Origin of the sequence: Bacillus sp. FSL K6-3176 (assembly GCF_038003325.1) — a bacterium.
GTDB lineage: Bacteria > Bacillota > Bacilli > Bacillales > Bacillaceae > Bacillus > Bacillus altitudinis.
On the sequence record NZ_JBBOOX010000001.1, the window covers coordinates 2,099,990 to 2,120,266 of the forward strand.

Consider the following 20,277-nt stretch of genomic DNA (forward strand, 5'->3'; position numbering starts at 1 on the left):
AAAAGAGGCTTCGCTCTTTTAGGCAGTATGATTAAATAGAAGTATCGTATCTCTGCTCAACTCTACTCATCTCAACTACCCTAGTCTCATTCTCATCTTCTCTAAGCTTGCAATGCCGTTCACACCTGTGTGTAAACTTCGGCTGTTCATATCGTATTATAATTCCTTGTTTTTTGTCAACTGTAAATCAGGCCGAAGCGTGACAGCCTCTTCCAAGTATACGTGCTGTATGTCTTCCTGCTTGACATCTGTCTGAACGGTCATTAAAACGCGAATACACTTCTTTAGACCTCCATCAATGTCAAGCTCTTGCATACAAGTGACAGGCACATAGGTCCATCCTTCAAACTGCCTGAGTGCTTTTGCTGGAAAAACAGAGTGAATATCTTGTGTAGCTGAAATCAAGATCTGCACGACACGCTCTGGATCTACTTGGTTTTTTGAAATGATCGCTTCTAGCAGCTGCTTCGTTTTGGTTAACACTTCTGTTTCAGTATCTTCTGTCACAGTTGTAGCCCCGCGTATGCCGCGAAACATCATAGACAGCCCTCCTCCCGTTTCCATTCTTCGAGCCAGTGATACAGCTCATCTTTTGTGAAAGATTGCAGGGTGACGTCTCCAACTTGTTTTAGCAAAACAAACTGAACACTCCCGCCTCTTGCCTTCTTATCACCAATCATGCGATCGACAAATGTTTTGGTTGAAATCGTTTGTGTGACTTGTACTGGGAACCCTAGTTCTTTCATCCACACTTTAAGTTTCTCGCGATCTAGACTGAGTCCTTGCTCTTTTTCACTGACATATAAAGCAAACTGCATGCCAATTGCAATGGCATCTCCATGCGTGATCGCACCGTATCCATACTCCGCTTCAATGGCATGCCCTAGTGTATGACCTAAATTCAAGTATGCCCGCACACCTTGTTCTTTTTCATCTTCTTGAACAATGGATGCTTTCACTTGAATCCCTTGATAAAGCATATGTGCCAGTTCATCCTTTGATAATTCTGTCAACGAACGAATGGACATCAGTTCTGATAAAAAGACTTCACTTGAAATCAGTGCATGTTTTATCACCTCAGCAAAGCCTGATCTCAGCTCTATTGGTGAGAGTGTCTCTAGCATACTTGTATCATAGATGACAGCAGCCGGTTGATGAAACGCACCAATTAAATTTTTGCCGAGCGGATGATTGATTCCGGTTTTTCCGCCGACTGCACTATCATGTGCAAGCAGCGTGGTCGGTACTTGAATAAAATCAATGCCTCTCATATAAGTGGCAGCAGCAAAGCCAGCCAAGTCTCCAATCACCCCGCCTCCTAATGCAATGATGCATGAGGAGCGGTCGAGTTGAAATTGGATGGCTTTCGTATGAATCTGCTCAAACTGCGCAAAAGATTTTGATTGTTCTCCGTTTGGCACCACTATTTTTTGTACAGACCATTTCTGTTTAAGTAATTGAACCATTTCATCTCCATAAAGGGCATCGACGGCTGAATCTGTCACGATAAAGAGCTTCGTGTAGGATCGCCCAGTGGAAGTAATCAAGTCTACGATATTTTGTCTAATCCCATCACCGATATATACAGGATAAGTGGCTGAAGACGTCTTCACTTCCAGTGTTTTCATTAAAACTCCCTCTGAAGCTGTCGCATTTTGTCGACATTTTCTTTAATGCGGTCAATTTGATCAAGACCAAACTGCTCAACTACAGCATTGGCGATTTCCCATGCAACGACTGCTTCTGCCACAACACTTGCGGCTGGAACAGCACAGCTGTCAGAACGCTCAATACTTGCAGAGAAAGGTTCTTTTGTTTCAATATCCACGCTTTGCAATGGTTTGTATAAGGTTGGGATTGGTTTCATAACCCCTCTTACGACGATTGGCATGCCAGTTGACATTCCGCCTTCAAGACCACCTAAGCGATTTGTTTTTCTCGTATAGCCTTTTTCTTCATCCCAGATGATTTCATCATGAACTTCACTGCCATTTTTAGAAGCCGCCTCAAAGCCAATACCGAATTCAACTCCTTTAAAAGCGTTGATACTCAGTACTGCGCCCGCAAGCTTGCTATCCAGTTTGCGGTCATAGTGCACATAGCTGCCGACTCCAACTGGCATCCCTTCAACGATGACTTCGACAATACCACCAATTGAATCGCCGTTTTTCTTCGCTTCGTCAATGGCATCCATCATTTTTTGACCAGCTTCACTGTCATAGCAGCGAACAGGTGATTCTTCTGTTACTTTTTGCAAATCTTCAATAGATTCATAAGCGGTATGGGAAGCTTTTACTCCACCAATTTCAAGGACGTGACCAGCCACTTTGATTCCAAGGTGAGCCAAAATTTGTTTCGCTACTGCACCTGCAGCTACACGAACCGTTGTCTCGCGTGCTGATGAGCGCTCTAATACGTTTCTCATATCACGGTGACCATATTTAATCGCACCATTTAAATCCGCATGCCCTGGTCTTGGACGAGAGATTTGACGCTTCATTTCACTCTCTTCTTCTTCAGTAATCGGCTCTGCACCCATGACCTTTGTCCAGTGCTTCCAATCATTATTTTCAACAACAAGTGCAATAGGAGAACCTAATGTTTTCCCGTGGCGGACACCACTTAACACTTTCGCTTGATCTTTTTCAATCTGCATTCTTCTTCCGCGGCCATGACCTTTTTGTCTTCTAGCCAGTTCATAATTGATGTCATCCTGCTCTATGTAAAGTCCCGCTGGAACTCCTTCAATAATTGTGGTCAGTTGTGGACCATGTGATTCACCTGCTGTTAAGTACCTCATGACTTATTCTCCCTTCATCGCATTAACGCTTTTAAGTAAAACTATGATAACACACTTCCTACTAAAAAGTCAGCTACTACCCCTTCTTTTGATAAAAGAAAGTATCAGCAGAGGTTAATCCAAACTTTTCTGGGTGAAAAATTTGTTCTGTAGAACCAACAAATAATACGCCGTTTTGCTTTAAACTGCTGCTCATTTTTAAGTAAATTTCTTCTTTCGCCTCTTCTGTAAAGTAGATGAGGACATTTCGGCACACGATGAGATCCAGCTGTTTTTCATATGGATCTGCTAAAAGGTTGTGTTTCTTAAATTGAATGTGCTTTCGAATCTCATCCTTCACCGTGTAAAATGAAGAATCTTCTTTGGTGAAATATTTTTGCTTGATTTGATCTGGCACCTCTTGCAAAGATCGTTCATGATATCTTCCTTTTTGCGCAGATTGCAGGACTTTATCATCAATATCCGTTGCAATAATTTGGAAGTCTTTCACAAGCGGATGGCTTGATAGCAGCATTGAGAGTGTATACGGCTCTTCTCCAGTAGAGCAAGCTGCACTCCATATTTTTAGAGTGCCACTGTTTTTTGAAAGCAGCGGCAGGATTTTTTGATCAAGTACTTCCCAGCGCTGATAGTTTCGGTAAAATTCTGACACATTGATCGTCATTCGATCCATCGTTTCATCTAATAGCGCTTTGTCCTTTTCAAGAGCAGACGCAAATGCCTCAAAATCTTTATATCCTTTTTTATCATAAAGGGATGTTAATCTTCGTTTCATTTGTGCTTCTTTATATAAGTTCAGATCTACCCCAGTTAGTTTTTTCCATTTTCCAACAAATACTTGATACTGATCCATCAATGTCCTCTCCTGTCTCATCTATCTTTGTCCTAGTATAGCTGTTTTTATCATAAATTTGTATCATCTCATGCGAAAATTCGTATAGAAATCTCAATATAAAAAAGCCAAAGTGATCATTTGATGAACACTTTGGCTTGAACATTAATAAATCCAGCTTGAGATCGTTTGATCCCAGTTTGTCAGTTCTTCTTGTTTGAAGAACAGGTTGATTTCTCTTTCGGCACTTTCTGGTGAGTCTGAGCCATGGATAATGTTTTTGCCAACAGTTAATCCATAGTCGCCTCTTATTGTTCCCGGAAGCGCTTCCTTCGGATTTGTCTTTCCAATTATCTGCCTTGTTACGTCTACGACTTGTTCACCTTGCCATACCATCGCAAATACAGGTCCTGACGTAATAAAGTCAACCAATTCACCGAAAAATGGTTTTTCTTTATGCTCTCCGTAATGTGTTTCTGCTACTTCTTTTGGAATGCTCATGAGCTTTGCTCCAACAAGCTGAAGCCCCTTTTTTTCGAATCTTGACACAATTTCACCGATTAATTGTCTTTCCACACCATCAGGTTTGACCATAAGAAATGTTTTGTCCATATACGTTTTCCACCCCGTCGTTATGTATGTATAGGCTTACATTGTTACAAAGTGATCGTATCATTTTTTTTTATAATAATCAATTTTTGACAAAAAATTTCACAAAAAAACCAATCAACGAAACGTTGATCAGAATTTTCGTTTACCAATATATTTTGCAATCGACGCTAATGAAGATTTAGCCCGCCCACGCGGAAGTTGATCGAGCTGTTCAAATGCTTTTTTCAAATACATTTCACTCACTCGAATGGAACGGTCGATCGCATCTGTTTGTTTGAGATGTTCAATCACAGGTTTCAGCTGCTTTTCCGTCGTTTCACTATTGATCAGCTTCAACTGACCTTCTAACGTCGGGTTCTGAAGCGCATATAAAACGGGAAGAGTGACATTTCCTTGTAAAAGGTCCCCGCCAACAGGTTTGCCTAATTCTTCTTCAGTTGATGTAAAATCAAGGACATCATCAATGATTTGGTACGACATACCAACATAGTACCCAAACCAGTAAAGGGCTTTATGTGTTTTTTCATCTGTTCCAGCTGCAATCGCACCTAATTGGCAGCTGCCTGCAATAAGCAAGGCTGTTTTTCGTTTAATTCTTCTTAAATATGTACGAAGGTTTTGGTCCATGTTGTATTTATCTTTGACTTGTTCTATTTCCCCAAGACAGAGCTCGACGACCATTTTTGACAAAATTTCATGTGCCATTGGGTGATTGATTTTCGTCATGTACTCGAGTGACCTTGCAAATAAGTAATCCCCCGTGTACATCGCAATTCTGTTGTCCCATTTTGCTTTAATCGTCGGTTTTCCTCTTCTCAGTTCTGCATCATCAATGACATCGTCATGGACAAGTGATGCCATATGAATTAATTCAAGCGCTACGGCTACATATTTAATTTTATTAATATCATAGTCACCAAACATGCCTGAAAGGAGAACAAAAACGGGGCGGATCCGTTTTCCGCCCGCTTGCAGCAAATGAAGACCGGCTTCACTTAATAATGCATAATCAGAGCGAACGGTTAGTTCAAGCTCTTTTTCAATTATATCGATATCATGATTTAGAAAAGAAATCATTGCTTTTAGTTTCATTATTTTCACCCAAATATCGTTTATTCAAAGCTTCTTTCCGATATGTGTTGCTGCTACACCGCCTGTAAATGGATGATACGAGACATCAGACAGACCAGCCTCTTCAAAAAGAGACGCCAGTTCTTTCATGCCAGGGAATGTTTTGGCTGATTCTTGAAGCCATGAATACTCCTGATAGCTTTTGGCAAACAGCTTACCAAAGAGCGGCATGATGTATTTGAAATAGACATAATACCCTTGTTTAAACCCAATCATCTCAGGCTGTGATGTTTCAAGGCAGACAACCATTCCACCGGGTTTTACCACTCGTGTCATTTCCTTTAGCACTGTTAAGTAATCAGGGACATTTCGAAGACCAAAACCGATTGTGACATAATCAAATGAGTTGTCCTCAAAAGGAAGCTCCATTGCGTTGCCGTGGAGCAGCTCAATTTGATTGTAGCCGCCTGTTTTCACCTTCGTTTCGCCAACACTCAGCATATTTTTACTGAAGTCAAGGCCTTTGACCTCGCCTGTTTCTCCAACAGCGTCTGCAAGCGCAATCGTCCAATCGGCAGTTCCGCAGCATACATCTAGTGCTTTGGCTCCTTTTTGAACATTCATGAGCTTCATTGTTTTATCGCGCCATTTTTTATGCTGTTTAAAGCTAATGACAGAGTTCATTTGGTCATAGTTTTTATAAATTTTTTCAAATACACCGTGTACTCGCTGTTCTTTTGATTGCTGCATGACTTACCCTTCTTCCACTTTCTGATGGTACGCAGGTTCATTTTTCATATGATCCAAGCGATTTAATAGCTCTTTTTGAACGATCGGAGATGAAACTAGATGCTCCTTGATTGATCGTTTGGCCTTTTCATAGCCTTCATTCTCAAAGTTGTCAAAACATGTATAGGCGTCCGTATAGCTATCGTTCAAAAAAAGTTTTAAATGTTTGTCGTCTTCTGCTTGTTTCATAAAACGTTTATAAACAAGGAAGCGACTTGCAATTTCATTCCAATGCGTCAATTGAAAGTGCTCAGAAATTCTTTGGAATAGCGCAGATTCTACTGTAGCAACACTTTTATAAAAGTGGGCTGCATCTTGAATGGATCGATCATATAGTCTAATTTTATGTTCATTAATCTCTTTGATCGCCGTGGCGAGAGTACGGATCATGTAAATATCTTTCATGTCAGAGAGAAGAGAGTAATAGAGACCGCTGAAATAGTCTCCTGCTAGGATGGTCAACTGACGATTTTTGAATTCGTCTTGTTTGATGGCTGCAGCAGTTGTGACTTCGTCATGGGTATCAAGGGCAATTTGCACAAGCATCGCCGTTAAAATATAATTTTCTTTTTTCTCAGCATCGATTTGAGCTTCATCAAACATTGCATGAAAAAGAAGGAGCTTATCTTCATCGATGAGCGGCGCACGCAAATGCTTCGCCAAATAAGGATGAGAAAGCTTTTTGTTTAATTTTATATTCAGATTAGATAAAATTCCGTAGATGTCTTGCAAAGATATCACCCTTGTCCCAAAAATTACAGTTTCATATGTAGCTCTCTACATTGTATAGAGATTTATTATACCATATCAGGCCTGACTTTCATGCTATCAAGTGCATAGTCGTGCGTTATTTCTTTGCTTCGCTTTGAATTTCACCGAAGCTTGTTTGAATGACAGCATCGCCCCGCACTTTGATGGCTGATGTGTGCTCAGTAAATTGTGCGATAATGACTTCACCTTTATCGAGCTTTTCGGAATGGTGAAATCTTGTATCGGAACCTCTAGTTAAGCCGATCACGTTGACACCATTATCAATGGCTTTAATCACCACAAAATCAGATGCTTTATTTTCACTCAATCTGTTCACCTTCCATCTATGGATTAGTCGTTTTTAATAAATGAAAGCACTTCTGCTCTTGCTGCCGCATCATTTGCAAATGTACCGCGTACGGCTGAAGTGACTGTTTTAGCGCCAGGCTTCTTCACTCCGCGCATCGTCATACACATATGCTCTGCTTCAACGACAATCATCACACCATGTGGATTTAAAGTTTCCACCATACTATCTGCAATCGTTGATGTAATGCGCTCCTGAAGCTGCGGGCGCTTTGCCACGGCTTCTACTGCTCTTGCCAGCTTGCTGAGTCCCGTTACTTTTCCGCCGCGCGGAATATAAGCGACATGGGCTTTGCCATAGAATGGCACAAGGTGGTGTTCACACATTGAATGAAAAGCAATATCTTTGACAAGAACGAGTTCTTCATGATCTTCACCAAAAATGGTTTTAAAATGTTCTTTTGGATCTTCATTTAATCCCGAGAACACTTCTTCATACATTTTTGCTACTCGTTTTGGGGTATCAAGAAGTCCTTCACGATCTGGATCTTCTCCGATTGCTTTTAATATATCGCGTACCGCGTGTTCGATTAATTCTTTATTTATTTCACTCATGTATTATATCCTCCAAAGGCGATTACATTTCATTCAGATTCTAGCACACTTCAGATCCTAAAAGCAAAGGAGAGCGTTCTAAACAAACCATTTGATTCAAAAGGAAAAGCCCCTTATCAAAGGGGCTTTTCTAGACCAGTGTGAAACTGTATATGTATAACTCCTTCAATAGGATCATTACACATAACGATTATTTACCTGCCACCGCGTCTTTAAGTGCTTTACCTGGTTTGAAAGCAGGTACTTTGCTTGCAGGGATTTCGATCTCTGCACCAGTTTGTGGGTTACGTCCTTTACGAGCTGAACGCTCACGTACTTCAAAGTTACCAAAACCAATAAGTTGGATTTTGTCACCATTTTTAAGTGCATCTAAAATTGTATCAAAAACAGAATCAACTGCTTTTGTCGCGTCTTTTTTAGATAACTCGCTTGCTTCAGCAACCGCGTTAATAAGTTCTGTCTTGTTCATGCCTTTCACCTCCTCCCAAAAATATGCATTCAATAGATTGTTATCATTTCTTCACAATTCATCTTCTTTCTATACACTTTTTTTGAAAAAAAGAGCGTCTAGAAAGCGTCATACATGGCTTTTCATTAGAAAACTTCTCTTTGAAGGAATGTTTGTCCAACAAAGTGAAGATTTTCTGTAAGTAGATTAACACATATGAAATACCATATCAAGCATTTTAAAGGGAAGAATCCTTATTCGTCAAGGATTAAGGGCACTTTTACGAACGAATATTCCTAATTTCAGCCTGAATCTGACTAATCTTTATACAATTGTCTTTTTATGACTTCACCCGCACGCAAAAAAAGACCCCCATCAATGAGAGGTCTCACATCCTATAGAATAATCGCGATCAGACCGCCTGATCCTTCGTTAATAATTCGTTCAAGCGTTTCCTTTAGTTTATACCTTGCATTTTCCGGCATCAGCGAGAGTTTTGCTTGAATGCCTTCTCTGACAAGCGAGCTGAGTGAGCGTCCAAATATATCGGAATTCCAGATCGAAAGCGGATCATCTTCAAAGTCTTGCATTAAGTATCGGACAAGCTCTTCACTTTGTTTTTCTGTTCCGATAATCGGCGCAAACTCGCTTTCTACATCTACCTTAATCATATGAATAGATGGCGCGACTGCTTTTAATCTGACGCCGAATCTTGATCCTTGCCTAATGATTTCCGGCTCATCTAAACTCATATCTGACAAAGCTGGTGCCGCAATTCCATAACCAGTCTGCTTCACCATTTTTAAAGCGTCAGACACTTGATCATACTCCGTTTTCGCATGTGCAAAATCTTGCATGAGCTCAAGAAGGTGATCTTTGCCCCTAATTTCCACACCAACCACTTCTTTTAGGATATGATCATATAGATCATCCGGCGCATACAGATCAATTTCTGCGATCCCCTGACCCATTTCAATGCCTGCTAAGCCCGCTCTTTCGATAAAATCGAATTCACTGAACTGACCTACCACTCGGTCAACATCTCTTAATCTCTTAATATCCTTGACGGTTTCTTTCACTGAATCCTGATAACTCTCTCTTAGCCAATGATCTTCTTTTAGTACCATGACCCAGCTTGGCAGGTTCACATTCACCTCAAGCACTGGAAATTCATATAATGCTTCACGAAGTACACTGAGAACGTCTTGTTCTCTCATACTTTCGACACTCATCGCGAGTACAGGAATATCATATTTTTGACTAAGTTCCTGCCGCAGTGCTTCTGTTTCAGGGTGATAAGGTCTCACAGAGTTGATCACCATAATAAATGGCTTTCCAACTTCTTTGAGTTCGTCAATGACACGTTCTTCTGATTCAATATAGTCATGTCTTGGGATTTCCCCAATTGATCCATCTGTTGTAATCACAACACCAATGGTTGAATGCTCTTGAATGACCTTGCGTGTACCAATTTCCGCTGCTTCATGAAACGGGATTGGCTCTTCATACCACGGTGTATTAATCATTCTCGGACCATTTTCATCTTCATACCCGCGTGCACCAGGCACGGTGTAGCCTACACAATCGACAAGTCTAATGTTGACATCCAGGCCGTCGCTCACGTGAATGGATGCCGCTTGATTTGGCACAAATTTTGGCTCTGTGGTCATAATGGTTTTTCCTGCTGCACTTTGCGGCAATTCATCCTGTGCTCTTGCACGATCTGCCTCATTATTGATATTCGGGAGCACCACGAGCTCCATAAACTTTTTAATAAACGTAGATTTCCCTGTACGAACAGCTCCAACGACTCCTAAATATATATCGCCTCCTGTTCGTTCAGCGATATCCTTGAAAATATCGACTTTTTCCAAGTGATCCCCTCCCGGACTTGCTATCCTCGTTTTCAAATAAAATACTCTATACTTCAATCAAACGGTGCTTGAAAGGTGTCAGGACAATATATGTGTATGACGTTGTCCTATTTGAATATGACACCTTTTTTGTTTTGAGAGTATGTTTAGCCATAAAAAAACCTTTCTCCTCATTTATATGCAGAGGAGAAAGGTTCATTCTTGTTTATGACGTCTTTTTTTCTAAAAAAGCCGGCTCACCTTTTTTGTTGATCGTATATGGAACAGAAAACGCTGGTACAAACGGGGTTTCCTGCCAATAGACATCTTGAATATTTTCACCTGGTTTCAGCTTTTGTTTCGTATTTTTCAAAATCTGGGCAAAATCACTGCGATAGTCAACATAGATTTCGCCATTTGAGGAAATCAGTAATGGAAGGGATTCCCCCGTGACAGGGCTCGTCACTGTAGGCGGTGCTTTTAACCCTAGTTTTTTTTCATTTAACGTATATAAATCTTTGGATACTACTTTGCCATATGGCGGATATGTATGTTCATCTTGATATATTTTGATCCTTAGACGTAATTCACTGATCGTTTGCGTCATTTTGACATCAAGCAGTTTCACCGTTGGGTTTTGTTCGACGTCTGTGAGGACATAGATATATTCGCCCCCGCCTTCAAAAGATGTCGACGGTACATCGTGTAAATATCTTGGTGACAGACGCTTAAAGTCAATGACATACTTCTGATAAATCGGTGTGTCGCCTTCTTTTGTTTCAATGGGCAAAAGGCCATTTGTCGCTTTTTGAAAATCTTCAATCGCTGTCTGCACACTTTGCAGCTGCTCTTTATATGGCACGCGGTTTTCAGCTTTGCGATTCTCTGGATAGAGGCACCCCGTAAGTAAAATAAGTGTTAACAGCATGACACTGATTTTTGCTTTGATCATCACATTCTTCCTTTTTCTTTATTCATTGACCGGCCCGCTAAATACAACTAAAAACACAATGATACCTGATATGAGCATTAAGCTGTACGCGACAGTTGAGGCTGTTATTTTCAGAAACCGGCTCTTCAGCTTAAACCTACTCAGATAAATGGTTACAACGGCTAAAAACATGAGCCCCATTGAACCAAGTGCAAACCACATCTTGATTAAAGCAAAACTCATCGTGCCTGTCCCCCTCTAATACAAACGAATTGTAAGCGTTTATATTTCATTCTAAACCAAAATTAAGTAAAATATCAATCATTTTTCCAATCATTCAGAAAAAAGTGCATAAAAAAACTGAAGCAAAGAGGGGGACTCTGCTTCAGTCATTAGGTCGACTATTTTTCCTCATTCTGTAGAGGCAAAGCTCTATTCAAACTTCATTGTTATGTTATGCAAGTCTGCCCCTTCTTGCATCCTCTACACGCCTAAGTTCAGTCTTCCAATTACTTTGTTTGGTTTTCAAACATGTTCACAAGATCTTCCATTTCATGTGTTTTGACACGTGCCATCAATGACTCTACAGCATCGTCTACCTTTTTCCCTTCAAATAGGACGTGGTAAAGCGCTTCTGTAATCGGCATGCTGACCTTATATTCTTTAGCAAGCTGATATGCGCCTTTTGTTGTGCGGACGCCTTCTACCACCATGCCCATTTTTTCAAGTACTTCTTCAAGTTTATATCCTTTACCAAGTAAATTCCCGCAGCGCCAGTTACGTGAATGAACACTTGTACAGGTGACAATCAAATCTCCAACACCTGTTAACCCGGCAAACGTAAGAGGGTTTCCTCCCATTTTTGTGCCGAGGCGGGCGATTTCAGCAAGCCCCCTTGTGATGAGCGCTGCTTTCGCATTATCGCCATATCCGAGTCCGTCTGTGATTCCTGCCGCAAGAGCGATGATGTTTTTCAGCGCCCCGCCAATTTCCACACCAATCACATCAGGGTTTGTGTACACTCTGAAGTTGTTGTTCATAAACAAATCTTGAACAAATTGAGCCGCTTCAATATGTTCTGATGAAACTGTAACAGTTGTCGGATGACGCAAGCCAACTTCTTCAGCGTGACTTGGTCCTGACAGGACAACAACTGCTTCTCTTTTTGCTTTTGGGACTTCTTGTTCAATCATTTGAGAAATTCTAAGAAGCGTATCTGGTTCAATTCCTTTACTGACATGAACAAATGGCACCTTTGACGTAATGAACTCATTTGCCTGTTTCAATACCTCTCGAATAGCCTTTGTTGGCACAGCGACAATAATCGCATCTGTCCCTTCTAGTGCCTGTTTCATATCTGTTGTCGCTTGAATAGACGCTGGCAATGCAACATTAGGCAAGTAATCATGATTTTCATGTTTCTCATTGATTTGATCAATTAATTCTTGTCTATGTCCCCACATGTGTACATCATGATGATTATCAGCTAATACAAGCGCAAGAGCTGTTCCCCAGCTCCCTGCTCCAAGTACTGAAATTTTCTTCATCCTGCTCACCCTTTTTATTTTCTCGCTCTCGCAAATATTTTAATTGGTGTTCCTTCAAAACCAAATGCATCTCGAATTCGGTTTTCTAGGAAACGCTCATAAGAAAAGTGCATAAGTTCTGGATCATTTACAAACACAACAAAGGACGGCGGTTTGATCGCCACTTGTGTTGCATAGTAAATTTTCAGACGCTGTCCGTTATGGGTCGGCGTTGGGTTCATTGCTACGGCATCCATGATAATATCGTTTAGAATGTTCGTTTGAACGCGCATCGCATGATTTTCACTAGCGGTAATGATTGTTGGCATTAACGTGTGAATTCTCTTTTTCGTAAGAGCAGACATGAATAAGACAGGTGCATAATCAAGGAATTGAAAATGCTCACGAATGTTTTGCTCAAATTCCTTCATTGTACGCTCGTCTTTTTCAACAGCATCCCACTTGTTCACAATGATCACAACGGCTTTACCCGCTTCGTGTGCGTAGCCGGCAATACGTTTATCCTGTTCAATAATGCCTTCTTCACCATCAAGAACAACAGCGACAACATCCGATCGATCAATGGCTTTCAACGCACGGAGTACACTGTATTTCTCTGTTGTTTCATATACTTTCCCTTTTTTTCTCATACCTGCTGTGTCGACAATGACAAAGTCACGTTGGTTGTACGTAAACATTGTATCTACAGCATCTCTTGTTGTACCAGCGATGTTGCTGACAATGACACGTTCTTCACCGAGCATCGCATTCACCAAAGAGGATTTCCCTACATTTGGGCGGCCGATTAAGCAGAACTGTACCACTTCTTCATCATACTGTGTATCTGGTAAGTTTTTGAAATGCTCTGCGACAGCATCAAGCAGATCACCTAGACCGAGTCCGTGCGTTCCAGAAATCGGATACGGTTCACCAAATCCAAGTGCATAAAAGTCATACACGTCGCTTCTCATTTCAGGGTTGTCCAATTTATTGACAGCAAGTACGACAGGTTTTTTCGTGCGATATAAAATTTTTGCGACTTCTTCATCCGCAGATGTGACGCCATCTCTTCCATTGACCATAAAGATAATAACATCCGCTTCATCCATTGCGATTTCAGCCTGATGGCGAATTTGCGCCAAAAACGGCTCATCTCCAATATCAATTCCACCAGTATCTATTAAATTAAAGTCATAATTTAACCATTCAGCAGAGCTATAGATTCGATCTCTTGTTACACCAGGTGTGTCTTCTACAATCGATATTCTTTCGCCTGCGATTCGATTAAAAATTGTAGATTTTCCAACGTTGGGCCTTCCAACAATGGCTACGACAGGTTTACCCATAGTACCCTTCCTTTCAATCCAGCCGCGATTCAATATGTTCATCATCATGTTTCAACCGGGATTTATAATTTTCATTCAGTTTTATGAAATAAACCCTTCAAACATGAAGGGTTCAACTTATATATTATATCAATTTTTAATCAGACCACAATGAATAACTTAAAAATGTTTGACGATCAAATAAAGATCTTCTCCAATGCCGTGTGCAATTCCATCTAAAATGGCCTCTAAATTCATGGCATACATGTCGAGCTCTTCTTTATTTTCACAGAAAAAAACGGCTGTTCCGCCAATGACCCGCTCTTTATTTGTTGTCGCCACAGCCAATATAAATTGTTCAATGGTGTTCGCCATGCCCTATTACCTCACTTTCTTTTTAATGAAATCTGTCGGCATTCTAATAGCATTTTCTAAAATAGGCACCTCTTCTAATACACGGACAGCTAAATCTTCACGCTGCCATTGCGGTAAAATGAATACGCCAAGTGTGCCATTATTCAGATCACGTTTTGCGAGCGGACAAAGCGATGGTTCACCAGAATCTCGGTATACACCAAGCACGTTGGATAAATCAAATAAGATAGCCTGCCGCTGCCCAAGGTTTGCGATGGTTGTGGCCGAGTTAAAATTCTTCGGAGTCAAGATGAACCCCATTCCATGCTCTAAAATCAATTTTTGCTTTTCAGGCAGCCCGATATTCATAATGTAAATATCATTTACGTAAAGTCCTGCGCCGTCAAAGCGAAGTTCCCCTTTTTGAATATTCACGATATCCTTTAATTGGCTCCCTGACATTAATAGTTTTGCCATGAAAAAACAAAGAATACCGACCACTGTCCCCACGACGAGCGAGAAGAAAATACAGGCGGTCGTTGTAATAAGGGCAGTAAGAATGGCAATATAATTTCGACTTTCAAAGGCAATCGCAATGCCTTCGATATATGTACTGCCTCGTGAGACAAGCTCATACGAATCCATTTGGGTCAATGTATTTCTTTCCATATTACGCACATCACGAAATTGCGTGGCTGCAAGCGTCAGAAAGGTAATAGCAGTGAATTCTTCCTGGATCAGTGCAGGCATAATAATAGCACCAAGCCCTGATGCGATAAAACCAAGCGCAATGTGAATCACTTGTCCATGAATATATGTGGGATATTGCCGATAATCAGTTCTTAGCATATAAAGCCTAGCCGCCATCCCAAAGATGACACCAATAATCACAGGAAACGTGTAATCCGTCATGTTGATTTTGCAGCCCCTTTTACTGGTTTTCTAGATGAACGGGTGTTCAAGAGTTTTTCAAGCTGACCTACACCTAATAGAAAGACAGCTCCTTGAACAGCCATGGAAAGAAACGAGAGATCTCCTATGACAATGGAAGATGTGAGGCGATGAATCGTAAGCGCATAAAGGGCTTCCCCCAGACATATAGCCATCATCCATAAAGTGATCCGTTCCGTTAACTGATGCCCATATGTTAAACACATCAAGATCAGCAAGGCAAATACAACCCAGTCCACCTTTATTATCGTGAACCAAACTGGATCATATAATGCAAAAATCATAAAAAAGGCATACGCACTGACCATGGAACCTAATTGCATGATTCGCATGATTCGATGAGCAGGCCGAAAGATCACGAATGACATGCAAGCATATAAAAAGGTCATCAAAAATCCTGCATTGATCCTAATGTCTAAAATAGAAACCATGACATGACTGCATATAATATGAATGAGAACACATACGCCTAGCACATTGCGCCACGTGCTTTTCTCCATGATAAATGTCACCATAATCCAAACGAACCATATTGACCAATAATAGTACAATGCCTCCAACCCTCATCACCTCAATTACATTATGGGAAAATTTCCAGTTTTTAAACGTATGAGAAGGTGCGAGATTTGCATGAAATAAACAAGAGGTGACACCCTAATAGTTGAGGAGGGATGTATAATGGGTAAGGATAGACAGGAAAAACGCCTAAAGGCGTCAAGAAGAGTTGAATCTGACCGCGATCAATCCATTCATCACAAAGGGGCAACAACTTTAGAAGGCCCGGAAGACGCTCGCAAAAGAAATCAATAAAAAAAGACATGTGATCACCACATGTCTCAGCGTGCAGACAAACCCTCGCATTTAGTGTCAGTCCTACGCATTGGTGCTCACGAATGTCAAATTCGCTCCGCAAAAAGGAGCTGCCTTTCATAGACAAAAAAGTTTTCTTTCACACTGAAAAGAAGACAAAGGGCTAAATTTCATTTAGTCCTTTGTCTTCTTATTTCTTAAACTATAGTACGTAGTATCCACGCCTCTTTCTTTCAGCCAATGACTTGTTTCCCCTGTAAGCACAATTGGAGCTTGCCGTAGCTCCTCAATTGTCTTCATGCCAAGTACTGTCATCAACATCTTCACATCATCTTGTAGATCAATGATATCAGAGATAAGGCCCTTTTCTCCTCCACTCGTCAGGGATTTTAAGAAAAAGCCGGCTAATCCAGCGGCAGACGCACCAAGAGCAATTGATTTTGTCACATCAAGTGCATCTTGAATGCCTCCAGAAGCTAGGACGGTTTGATCTGGAAAGGCTGTATGTACTTCAGCCAGACTCGCTGCAGTTGGAATTCCCCACTGGTCAAAATAGCGAAGTGCTTTTTGACGGCGCAGGTTCTCGATTTTAGAAAAATTCGTTCCCCCAAATCCGCCTACATCAACAGCAGCAACTCCAGCATCAAATAATTTCTTTGCTGTTTCCTTATTCATCCCAAATCCAACTTCTTTGACAACAACAGGTACCTCAATTGATTCAGTGATGGCTGCGATCCGTTCAACAGCACCTCTGAAATCACGATCTCCTTCAGGCATGACGATCTCTTGAATCACGTTTAAGTGAATTTGGAGCATGTTTGCCTCCAGCATGTCAACGGCATCCCGCGCTTGCTGAATTGTCGCCTCACTGCCTAAATTGGCAAAAACGAGTCCATCCGGATTCACCTTTCGAACCACTTCATACGTACGACGTTCGTCTGCATCTTTCAGTGCAGCCATTTGTGATCCGACTGCTACTGGAATATTGGTTTCCTTCGCTGCGATAGATAAAGAGCGATTAATCTCATAGGTCGATTCTCCGCCTCCACCAGTCATTGCATTGATAAAAATTGGCGAACCGAAAGTCAGTCCGCCAATTGTCGTATGTGTATCAATTTGTGATGTCGCAAGATCTGGTAAACTGGCGTGAACGAAGGAAACATCTTGTAAACCTGTTGCTGCATGCTGGCCAGTCGACAAAGCATGCTCAATATGCTGTTTCTTTCTTTCTGCTCGCGTCAATTTTGATCACCAAATTATTTTAGTTTATTGAGTTTATCACCAATCAGGTCACCAAGCTGGAATCCGCTTGTATTTTCTTCTTTCGCCTGATATTGACGGTAATCCTCTTCAATTTGTTTTTCAGGATTCTCTTCTAATTCACGAATGCTAAGTGAAATGCGCTCTTCATCTTCATTGACATCAAGCACTTTCACTTTCACAGTCTGCCCTTCTTCAAGGACTTCTTGAGGAGTACCAATATGTTTGTGTGAAATTTGGGAAATATGCACAAGTCCTTCTACACCTGGCAGAATTTCAACAAATGCACCAAAGCTCACAAGACGTTGAACGGTTCCTTCAAGAACATCACCTTGTTTTACCTTTTCACCAATTTGGCTCCAAGGTCCTGGTAATGTTTCTTTAATAGATAGTGAGATACGTTCGTTATCGCGGTCAACAGCAAGAACTTTGACTTTTACTTCCTGTCCTTCTTCAACAACGTCAGATGGCTTTTCGACATGCGCATGGGATAGTTGAGAAATGTGAACTAATCCATCAATGCCGCCAATGTCAACAAATGCACCAAAGTCAGTCAGGCGCTGCACTTTTCCATCAATCACACTGCCTACTGCAAGCTTTTGCAGGAAGTCTTGCTTCTTGTCTAATTGTTCTTGCTCAACGACTGCACGATGCGATAGAATCACGCGGTTTTTTTCGCGGTCAAGCTCTACCACAACAAGCGAGAGTGTTTTTCCTTTGTAGTCAGTGAAGTCTTCTACATAGTGTGCCTCAACAAGAGACGCAGGAATAAATCCGCGAACACCAATGTCGACCACTAGACCACCTTTGACAACGTCTTTTACTTCTGCTTCAAATACTTCTTTTGTTTCAAACTTTTTCTCTAGGTCTTCCCAAGCGCGGTCTGCATCAACAGCACGTTTCGATAAAATCAAAGCATCGTCTTCGACCTTTGTTACTTTAAGCTCTAACTCGTCGCCATCTTTCACGACATCTGATGCTTTTTCAACGTGAAGACTTGATAATTCACTGATTGGGATGATCCCAGGTTGTTTCACATTGACGATATCTACATTGACATGCTTGTCCTCAACTTTAGAAACAATCCCTTTCACTACATCTCCAACCTCTGGTACCTGAACATCGATTTGATTCATTTCCTCTGTCATTTCGATAACCTCCTTGGTCCAAACCTACACAGCTTAGTTAAAACGACTGGGTGAATATGTGTCCTTAGCATGATGATTGCCAGCCGAATATGTATTATAGAAACATTCAAATCAACAGAATTGCTTGAATGATCAATAAAAATAGTATTAGTATAAACTTCTAATAAAAGACCTTGTTTGTCAAGAGATAAACCTCTAACTTATAAAAGTTTTCTAAAATTTCTTACTGTTTTTCTACACGCTCTGCTGCATCTAAAATTTTACCTGCAACCTCTTGAATAGAAAGAGAAGTCGTGTCAATTTCAATGGCATCATCTGCTTTCTTCAGCGGTGATACCTCCCGCTCAGAATCAAGCTTGTCACGTCTTGCAATTTCTTCGATCAGTTGATCGTAATTGACATCGTAGCCTTTTTTCTGATTTTCTTCAAAACGGCGTTTTGCTCTTTCCTCTACTGACGCAAGCAAGAAAATTTTCACTTCTGCATCTGGAAGAACATGCGTGCCGATGTCTCTTCCATCCATGACGACACCGCCTCGGTTCCCCAGCTCTTGCTGCCTGCGGACCATTTCTTCCCTAACAGCTCGATGCTTTGCAACAACAGAGACTTGATTGCTCACACGGTCTGTTCTGATGTCTTCTGTGACATCAATCGTGTCTAGATGTACTTTTTGACCTTCGTCAGTTGACACAAGTTCAATGACTGTCTTTTTCAATAAAGCATCAAGTGCCTGTTCGTCTTCAAGGTCTACGCCTTGATTGAGTGCCGCAAGTGTAATTGCGCGGTACATCGCACCTGTATCGATATAAATATATGATTTTTTCGCTGCGACAATTTTTGCCACAGTGCTTTTTCCTGCTGCAGCAGGACCGTCAATTGCGATAGATAATTTCTTTTTCATAATACCTCTCCTTGATTGAATCTCCCTTATGAATTGTAACACGATCACCGCTCAAACGGGGGAATTTTCTATCAATCCTTTTGCTTAAATGTCTCAATCCAATCTTCAATGCTCATGTTATTTACACCCTCGTATTGTACGACTTTTGACAAAAATAGTTCTCCTTTCGTCAAGTGAAGGGTGACCTGAACCGCCAAAAGCAGAATGAGCTGAATGAGCACTGCTTTGAATAGCCATCTTTCCATTGTTTTCATACAAAAAGCCTCCAACGCTAGATTCTTTCTCTCTAGTATGGAAGCTTTTGACAACCTTTATTCTTATACTTTTTTCACACGTGTTAGAAGCTGCTGCTGGAAGCAGTACTTCATGATGTGCTGCTGGTGGTCGTTTGTGATTTCAGTAAATTCCATGATCGCTCTTGTTTTCCCGGTCTGTTCATCTTGATAAACGCGATTCATTTCTGCAATCGCTTTAATTTTCACTGGTTCTTTCAGTGAAAGTTCAAACTCTGTGACGACCTCGCCATATTCTTTTAGTGAGACACCTTCTGGAACAGCAATTGCTACACCGCCAGCACTCATATTGACAATAAATGTGTCGAAGGTTTCTTCACCATTTTGCGTAATGGACGCTTTCACCATCGTATCCACTCGAAGATATTCTCTTCGCTGAAGCCGAATCATTTCTTCTTTTGGCGGAATAGAAACGACAATCATCGGGATATCTTCTTTTCTTTTCCCAATGACTTTGCTTGTACATTTGTATGGAATTTGATTTTCATCGAAAAAGAAGACGGTGATTTCTGTTTCTTGATTTAAATAGATCGTGCGCCCCGTTTCTTTATCAGCTGGATAATTAATGCAAATATCATCGTTATTATTTTCCAAAACTTTCGATTTTGCAGTTTTCACTTCTTTGTTCTCATTGACATACTCAATTGTGATTGCATCCCCTATTTGTAACATTCCTCATCACTCTTTTCATCTGTGAAATCG

25 protein-coding genes are annotated in these 20,277 nt (G+C 41.0%); 1 reads left to right on the plus strand and 24 read right to left on the minus strand.

Annotation, left to right across the window (positions count from 1 at the left end; all coding sequences use genetic code 11):
* Window positions 1-156: 156 nt before the first annotated feature.
* The 19 genes from aroH to MHB38_RS10890 all read right to left on the minus strand — a co-directional run bounded on the left by aroH (window position 157) and on the right by MHB38_RS10890 (window position 15,723).
* On the minus strand, window positions 157-540 hold the full coding sequence (gene aroH / locus MHB38_RS10800; RefSeq protein ID WP_008344549.1) for a chorismate mutase: 384 nt from the start codon (window positions 538-540) through the stop codon (window positions 157-159).
* Window positions 537-1,628: a 3-dehydroquinate synthase gene (aroB, locus tag MHB38_RS10805; RefSeq protein ID WP_017359757.1), complete on the minus strand. Its 1,092-nt coding sequence runs from the start codon at window positions 1,626-1,628 to the stop codon at window positions 537-539. The genes aroH and aroB overlap by 4 nt, the downstream gene beginning before the upstream one ends.
* Window positions 1,628-2,800 (minus strand): chorismate synthase, encoded by a 1,173-nt coding sequence (aroC, locus tag MHB38_RS10810; RefSeq protein ID WP_007500947.1) that lies wholly within the window; start codon window positions 2,798-2,800, stop codon window positions 1,628-1,630. The genes aroB and aroC overlap by 1 nt, the downstream gene beginning before the upstream one ends.
* Before the next feature lie 76 nt (window positions 2,801-2,876).
* Complete coding sequence (locus MHB38_RS10815; RefSeq protein ID WP_008344547.1) at window positions 2,877-3,653, minus strand: CheR family methyltransferase; 777 nt, start codon at window positions 3,651-3,653, stop codon at window positions 2,877-2,879.
* A 144-nt stretch (window positions 3,654-3,797) separates the two neighbouring features.
* Window positions 3,798-4,244 carry a nucleoside-diphosphate kinase gene (gene ndk, locus MHB38_RS10820; RefSeq protein ID WP_003216015.1) on the minus strand — a complete coding sequence of 149 codons (447 nt, stop codon included), beginning with the start codon at window positions 4,242-4,244 and terminating at the stop codon, window positions 3,798-3,800.
* A gap of 129 nt (window positions 4,245-4,373) precedes the next feature.
* The gene (gene hepT, locus MHB38_RS10825) at window positions 4,374-5,336 is read right to left on the minus strand and encodes a heptaprenyl diphosphate synthase component II (protein ID WP_203085342.1); all 963 of its coding nucleotides are present in this window, start codon (window positions 5,334-5,336) and stop codon (window positions 4,374-4,376) included.
* A gap of 24 nt (window positions 5,337-5,360) precedes the next feature.
* Entirely contained in the window at window positions 5,361-6,065 is a 705-nt protein-coding gene (locus tag MHB38_RS10830; protein ID WP_007500957.1) for a demethylmenaquinone methyltransferase, read from the minus strand.
* 3 nt (window positions 6,066-6,068) lie between these two features.
* Window positions 6,069-6,836 carry a heptaprenyl diphosphate synthase component 1 gene (locus MHB38_RS10835; protein WP_007500958.1) on the minus strand — a complete coding sequence of 256 codons (768 nt, stop codon included), beginning with the start codon at window positions 6,834-6,836 and terminating at the stop codon, window positions 6,069-6,071.
* 115 nt (window positions 6,837-6,951) lie between these two features.
* Window positions 6,952-7,182, minus strand: coding sequence for a trp RNA-binding attenuation protein MtrB (mtrB, locus tag MHB38_RS10840; protein ID WP_008344541.1), 231 nt, complete (start codon window positions 7,180-7,182; stop codon window positions 6,952-6,954).
* Window positions 7,183-7,205: 23 nt separating this feature from the next.
* Window positions 7,206-7,775, minus strand: coding sequence for a GTP cyclohydrolase I FolE (gene folE / locus MHB38_RS10845; protein WP_003215789.1), 570 nt, complete (start codon window positions 7,773-7,775; stop codon window positions 7,206-7,208).
* A 190-nt stretch (window positions 7,776-7,965) separates the two neighbouring features.
* The gene (hbs, locus tag MHB38_RS10850) at window positions 7,966-8,244 is read right to left on the minus strand and encodes a non-specific DNA-binding protein Hbs (protein WP_003215863.1); all 279 of its coding nucleotides are present in this window, start codon (window positions 8,242-8,244) and stop codon (window positions 7,966-7,968) included.
* A gap of 374 nt (window positions 8,245-8,618) precedes the next feature.
* A complete protein-coding gene (gene spoIVA, locus MHB38_RS10855) occupies window positions 8,619-10,097 on the minus strand; it encodes a stage IV sporulation protein A (protein WP_008344534.1) in 1,479 nt (492 codons plus the stop codon).
* 205 nt (window positions 10,098-10,302) lie between these two features.
* Window positions 10,303-11,028, minus strand: coding sequence for a hypothetical protein (locus MHB38_RS10860; RefSeq protein WP_007500961.1), 726 nt, complete (start codon window positions 11,026-11,028; stop codon window positions 10,303-10,305).
* A gap of 18 nt (window positions 11,029-11,046) precedes the next feature.
* Window positions 11,047-11,250 carry a DUF2768 domain-containing protein gene (locus MHB38_RS10865; protein ID WP_008344530.1) on the minus strand — a complete coding sequence of 68 codons (204 nt, stop codon included), beginning with the start codon at window positions 11,248-11,250 and terminating at the stop codon, window positions 11,047-11,049.
* A gap of 266 nt (window positions 11,251-11,516) precedes the next feature.
* Window positions 11,517-12,554 carry an NAD(P)H-dependent glycerol-3-phosphate dehydrogenase gene (locus MHB38_RS10870; protein ID WP_341003392.1) on the minus strand — a complete coding sequence of 346 codons (1,038 nt, stop codon included), beginning with the start codon at window positions 12,552-12,554 and terminating at the stop codon, window positions 11,517-11,519.
* A 14-nt stretch (window positions 12,555-12,568) separates the two neighbouring features.
* Window positions 12,569-13,879 carry a ribosome biogenesis GTPase Der gene (der, locus tag MHB38_RS10875; RefSeq protein WP_008344528.1) on the minus strand — a complete coding sequence of 437 codons (1,311 nt, stop codon included), beginning with the start codon at window positions 13,877-13,879 and terminating at the stop codon, window positions 12,569-12,571.
* Between the two features lie 159 nt (window positions 13,880-14,038).
* Window positions 14,039-14,233 carry a capping complex subunit for YIEGIA gene (locus MHB38_RS10880; protein WP_008344527.1) on the minus strand — a complete coding sequence of 65 codons (195 nt, stop codon included), beginning with the start codon at window positions 14,231-14,233 and terminating at the stop codon, window positions 14,039-14,041.
* 6 nt (window positions 14,234-14,239) lie between these two features.
* Complete coding sequence (locus MHB38_RS10885; protein ID WP_007500964.1) at window positions 14,240-15,124, minus strand: YIEGIA family protein; 885 nt, start codon at window positions 15,122-15,124, stop codon at window positions 14,240-14,242.
* Window positions 15,121-15,723 carry a YphA family membrane protein gene (locus MHB38_RS10890; RefSeq protein WP_419145717.1) on the minus strand — a complete coding sequence of 201 codons (603 nt, stop codon included), beginning with the start codon at window positions 15,721-15,723 and terminating at the stop codon, window positions 15,121-15,123. The genes MHB38_RS10885 and MHB38_RS10890 overlap by 4 nt, the downstream gene beginning before the upstream one ends.
* Before the next feature lie 118 nt (window positions 15,724-15,841).
* Here MHB38_RS10890 and MHB38_RS10895 point away from each other — a divergent pair, with 118 nt between their 5' ends.
* Window positions 15,842-15,973: a YpzI family protein gene (locus MHB38_RS10895; RefSeq protein ID WP_008344525.1), complete on the plus strand. Its 132-nt coding sequence runs from the start codon at window positions 15,842-15,844 to the stop codon at window positions 15,971-15,973.
* 174 nt (window positions 15,974-16,147) lie between these two features.
* On the opposite strand, the gene fni is transcribed toward MHB38_RS10895, so the two are convergent.
* The 5 genes from fni to MHB38_RS10920 all read right to left on the minus strand — a co-directional run bounded on the left by fni (window position 16,148) and on the right by MHB38_RS10920 (window position 20,247).
* Window positions 16,148-17,215 carry a type 2 isopentenyl-diphosphate Delta-isomerase gene (gene fni / locus MHB38_RS10900; RefSeq protein WP_008344521.1) on the minus strand — a complete coding sequence of 356 codons (1,068 nt, stop codon included), beginning with the start codon at window positions 17,213-17,215 and terminating at the stop codon, window positions 16,148-16,150.
* A 14-nt stretch (window positions 17,216-17,229) separates the two neighbouring features.
* Window positions 17,230-18,381, minus strand: a complete 1,152-nt coding sequence (gene rpsA, locus MHB38_RS10905; protein ID WP_008344519.1) for a 30S ribosomal protein S1 — start codon at window positions 18,379-18,381, stop codon at window positions 17,230-17,232.
* Between the two features lie 223 nt (window positions 18,382-18,604).
* On the minus strand, window positions 18,605-19,282 hold the full coding sequence (gene cmk / locus MHB38_RS10910) for a (d)CMP kinase (RefSeq protein ID WP_007500974.1): 678 nt from the start codon (window positions 19,280-19,282) through the stop codon (window positions 18,605-18,607).
* A gap of 71 nt (window positions 19,283-19,353) precedes the next feature.
* Complete coding sequence (locus tag MHB38_RS10915; protein ID WP_008344514.1) at window positions 19,354-19,536, minus strand: YpfB family protein; 183 nt, start codon at window positions 19,534-19,536, stop codon at window positions 19,354-19,356.
* 63 nt (window positions 19,537-19,599) lie between these two features.
* A complete protein-coding gene (locus MHB38_RS10920) occupies window positions 19,600-20,247 on the minus strand; it encodes a flagellar brake protein (protein WP_007500975.1) in 648 nt (215 codons plus the stop codon).
* Between the last annotated feature and the right edge of the window lie 30 nt (window positions 20,248-20,277).

Excerpts from the sequence above, each read along its gene's own strand:
- aroH (WP_008344549.1), bottom strand. The coding sequence starts at position 540 with ATGATGTTTCGCGGCATACGCGGGGCTACAACTGTGACAGAAGATACT.
- aroB (WP_017359757.1), bottom strand. The coding sequence starts at position 1,628 with ATGAAAACACTGGAAGTGAAGACGTCTTCAGCCACTTATCCTGTATAT.
- aroC (WP_007500947.1), bottom strand. The coding sequence starts at position 2,800 with ATGAGGTACTTAACAGCAGGTGAATCACATGGTCCACAACTGACCACA.
- MHB38_RS10815 (WP_008344547.1), bottom strand. The coding sequence starts at position 3,653 with ATGGATCAGTATCAAGTATTTGTTGGAAAATGGAAAAAACTAACTGGG.
- ndk (WP_003216015.1), bottom strand. The coding sequence starts at position 4,244 with ATGGACAAAACATTTCTTATGGTCAAACCTGATGGTGTGGAAAGACAA.
- hepT (WP_203085342.1), bottom strand. The coding sequence starts at position 5,336 with ATGAAACTAAAAGCAATGATTTCTTTTCTAAATCATGATATCGATATA.
- MHB38_RS10830 (WP_007500957.1), bottom strand. The coding sequence starts at position 6,065 with ATGCAGCAATCAAAAGAACAGCGAGTACACGGTGTATTTGAAAAAATT.
- folE (WP_003215789.1), bottom strand. The coding sequence starts at position 7,775 with ATGAGTGAAATAAATAAAGAATTAATCGAACACGCGGTACGCGATATA.
- hbs (WP_003215863.1), bottom strand. The coding sequence starts at position 8,244 with ATGAACAAGACAGAACTTATTAACGCGGTTGCTGAAGCAAGCGAGTTA.
- MHB38_RS10860 (WP_007500961.1), bottom strand. The coding sequence starts at position 11,028 with ATGATCAAAGCAAAAATCAGTGTCATGCTGTTAACACTTATTTTACTT.
- MHB38_RS10865 (WP_008344530.1), bottom strand. The coding sequence starts at position 11,250 with ATGAGTTTTGCTTTAATCAAGATGTGGTTTGCACTTGGTTCAATGGGG.
- MHB38_RS10870 (WP_341003392.1), bottom strand. The coding sequence starts at position 12,554 with ATGAAGAAAATTTCAGTACTTGGAGCAGGGAGCTGGGGAACAGCTCTT.
- der (WP_008344528.1), bottom strand. The coding sequence starts at position 13,879 with ATGGGTAAACCTGTCGTAGCCATTGTTGGAAGGCCCAACGTTGGAAAA.
- MHB38_RS10880 (WP_008344527.1), bottom strand. The coding sequence starts at position 14,233 with ATGGCGAACACCATTGAACAATTTATATTGGCTGTGGCGACAACAAAT.
- MHB38_RS10885 (WP_007500964.1), bottom strand. The coding sequence starts at position 15,124 with ATGACGGATTACACGTTTCCTGTGATTATTGGTGTCATCTTTGGGATG.
- MHB38_RS10895 (WP_008344525.1), top strand. The coding sequence starts at position 15,842 with ATGGGTAAGGATAGACAGGAAAAACGCCTAAAGGCGTCAAGAAGAGTT.
- rpsA (WP_008344519.1), bottom strand. The coding sequence starts at position 18,381 with ATGACAGAGGAAATGAATCAAATCGATGTTCAGGTACCAGAGGTTGGA.
- cmk (WP_007500974.1), bottom strand. The coding sequence starts at position 19,282 with ATGAAAAAGAAATTATCTATCGCAATTGACGGTCCTGCTGCAGCAGGA.
- MHB38_RS10915 (WP_008344514.1), bottom strand. The coding sequence starts at position 19,536 with ATGAAAACAATGGAAAGATGGCTATTCAAAGCAGTGCTCATTCAGCTC.
- MHB38_RS10920 (WP_007500975.1), bottom strand. The coding sequence starts at position 20,247 with ATGTTACAAATAGGGGATGCAATCACAATTGAGTATGTCAATGAGAAC.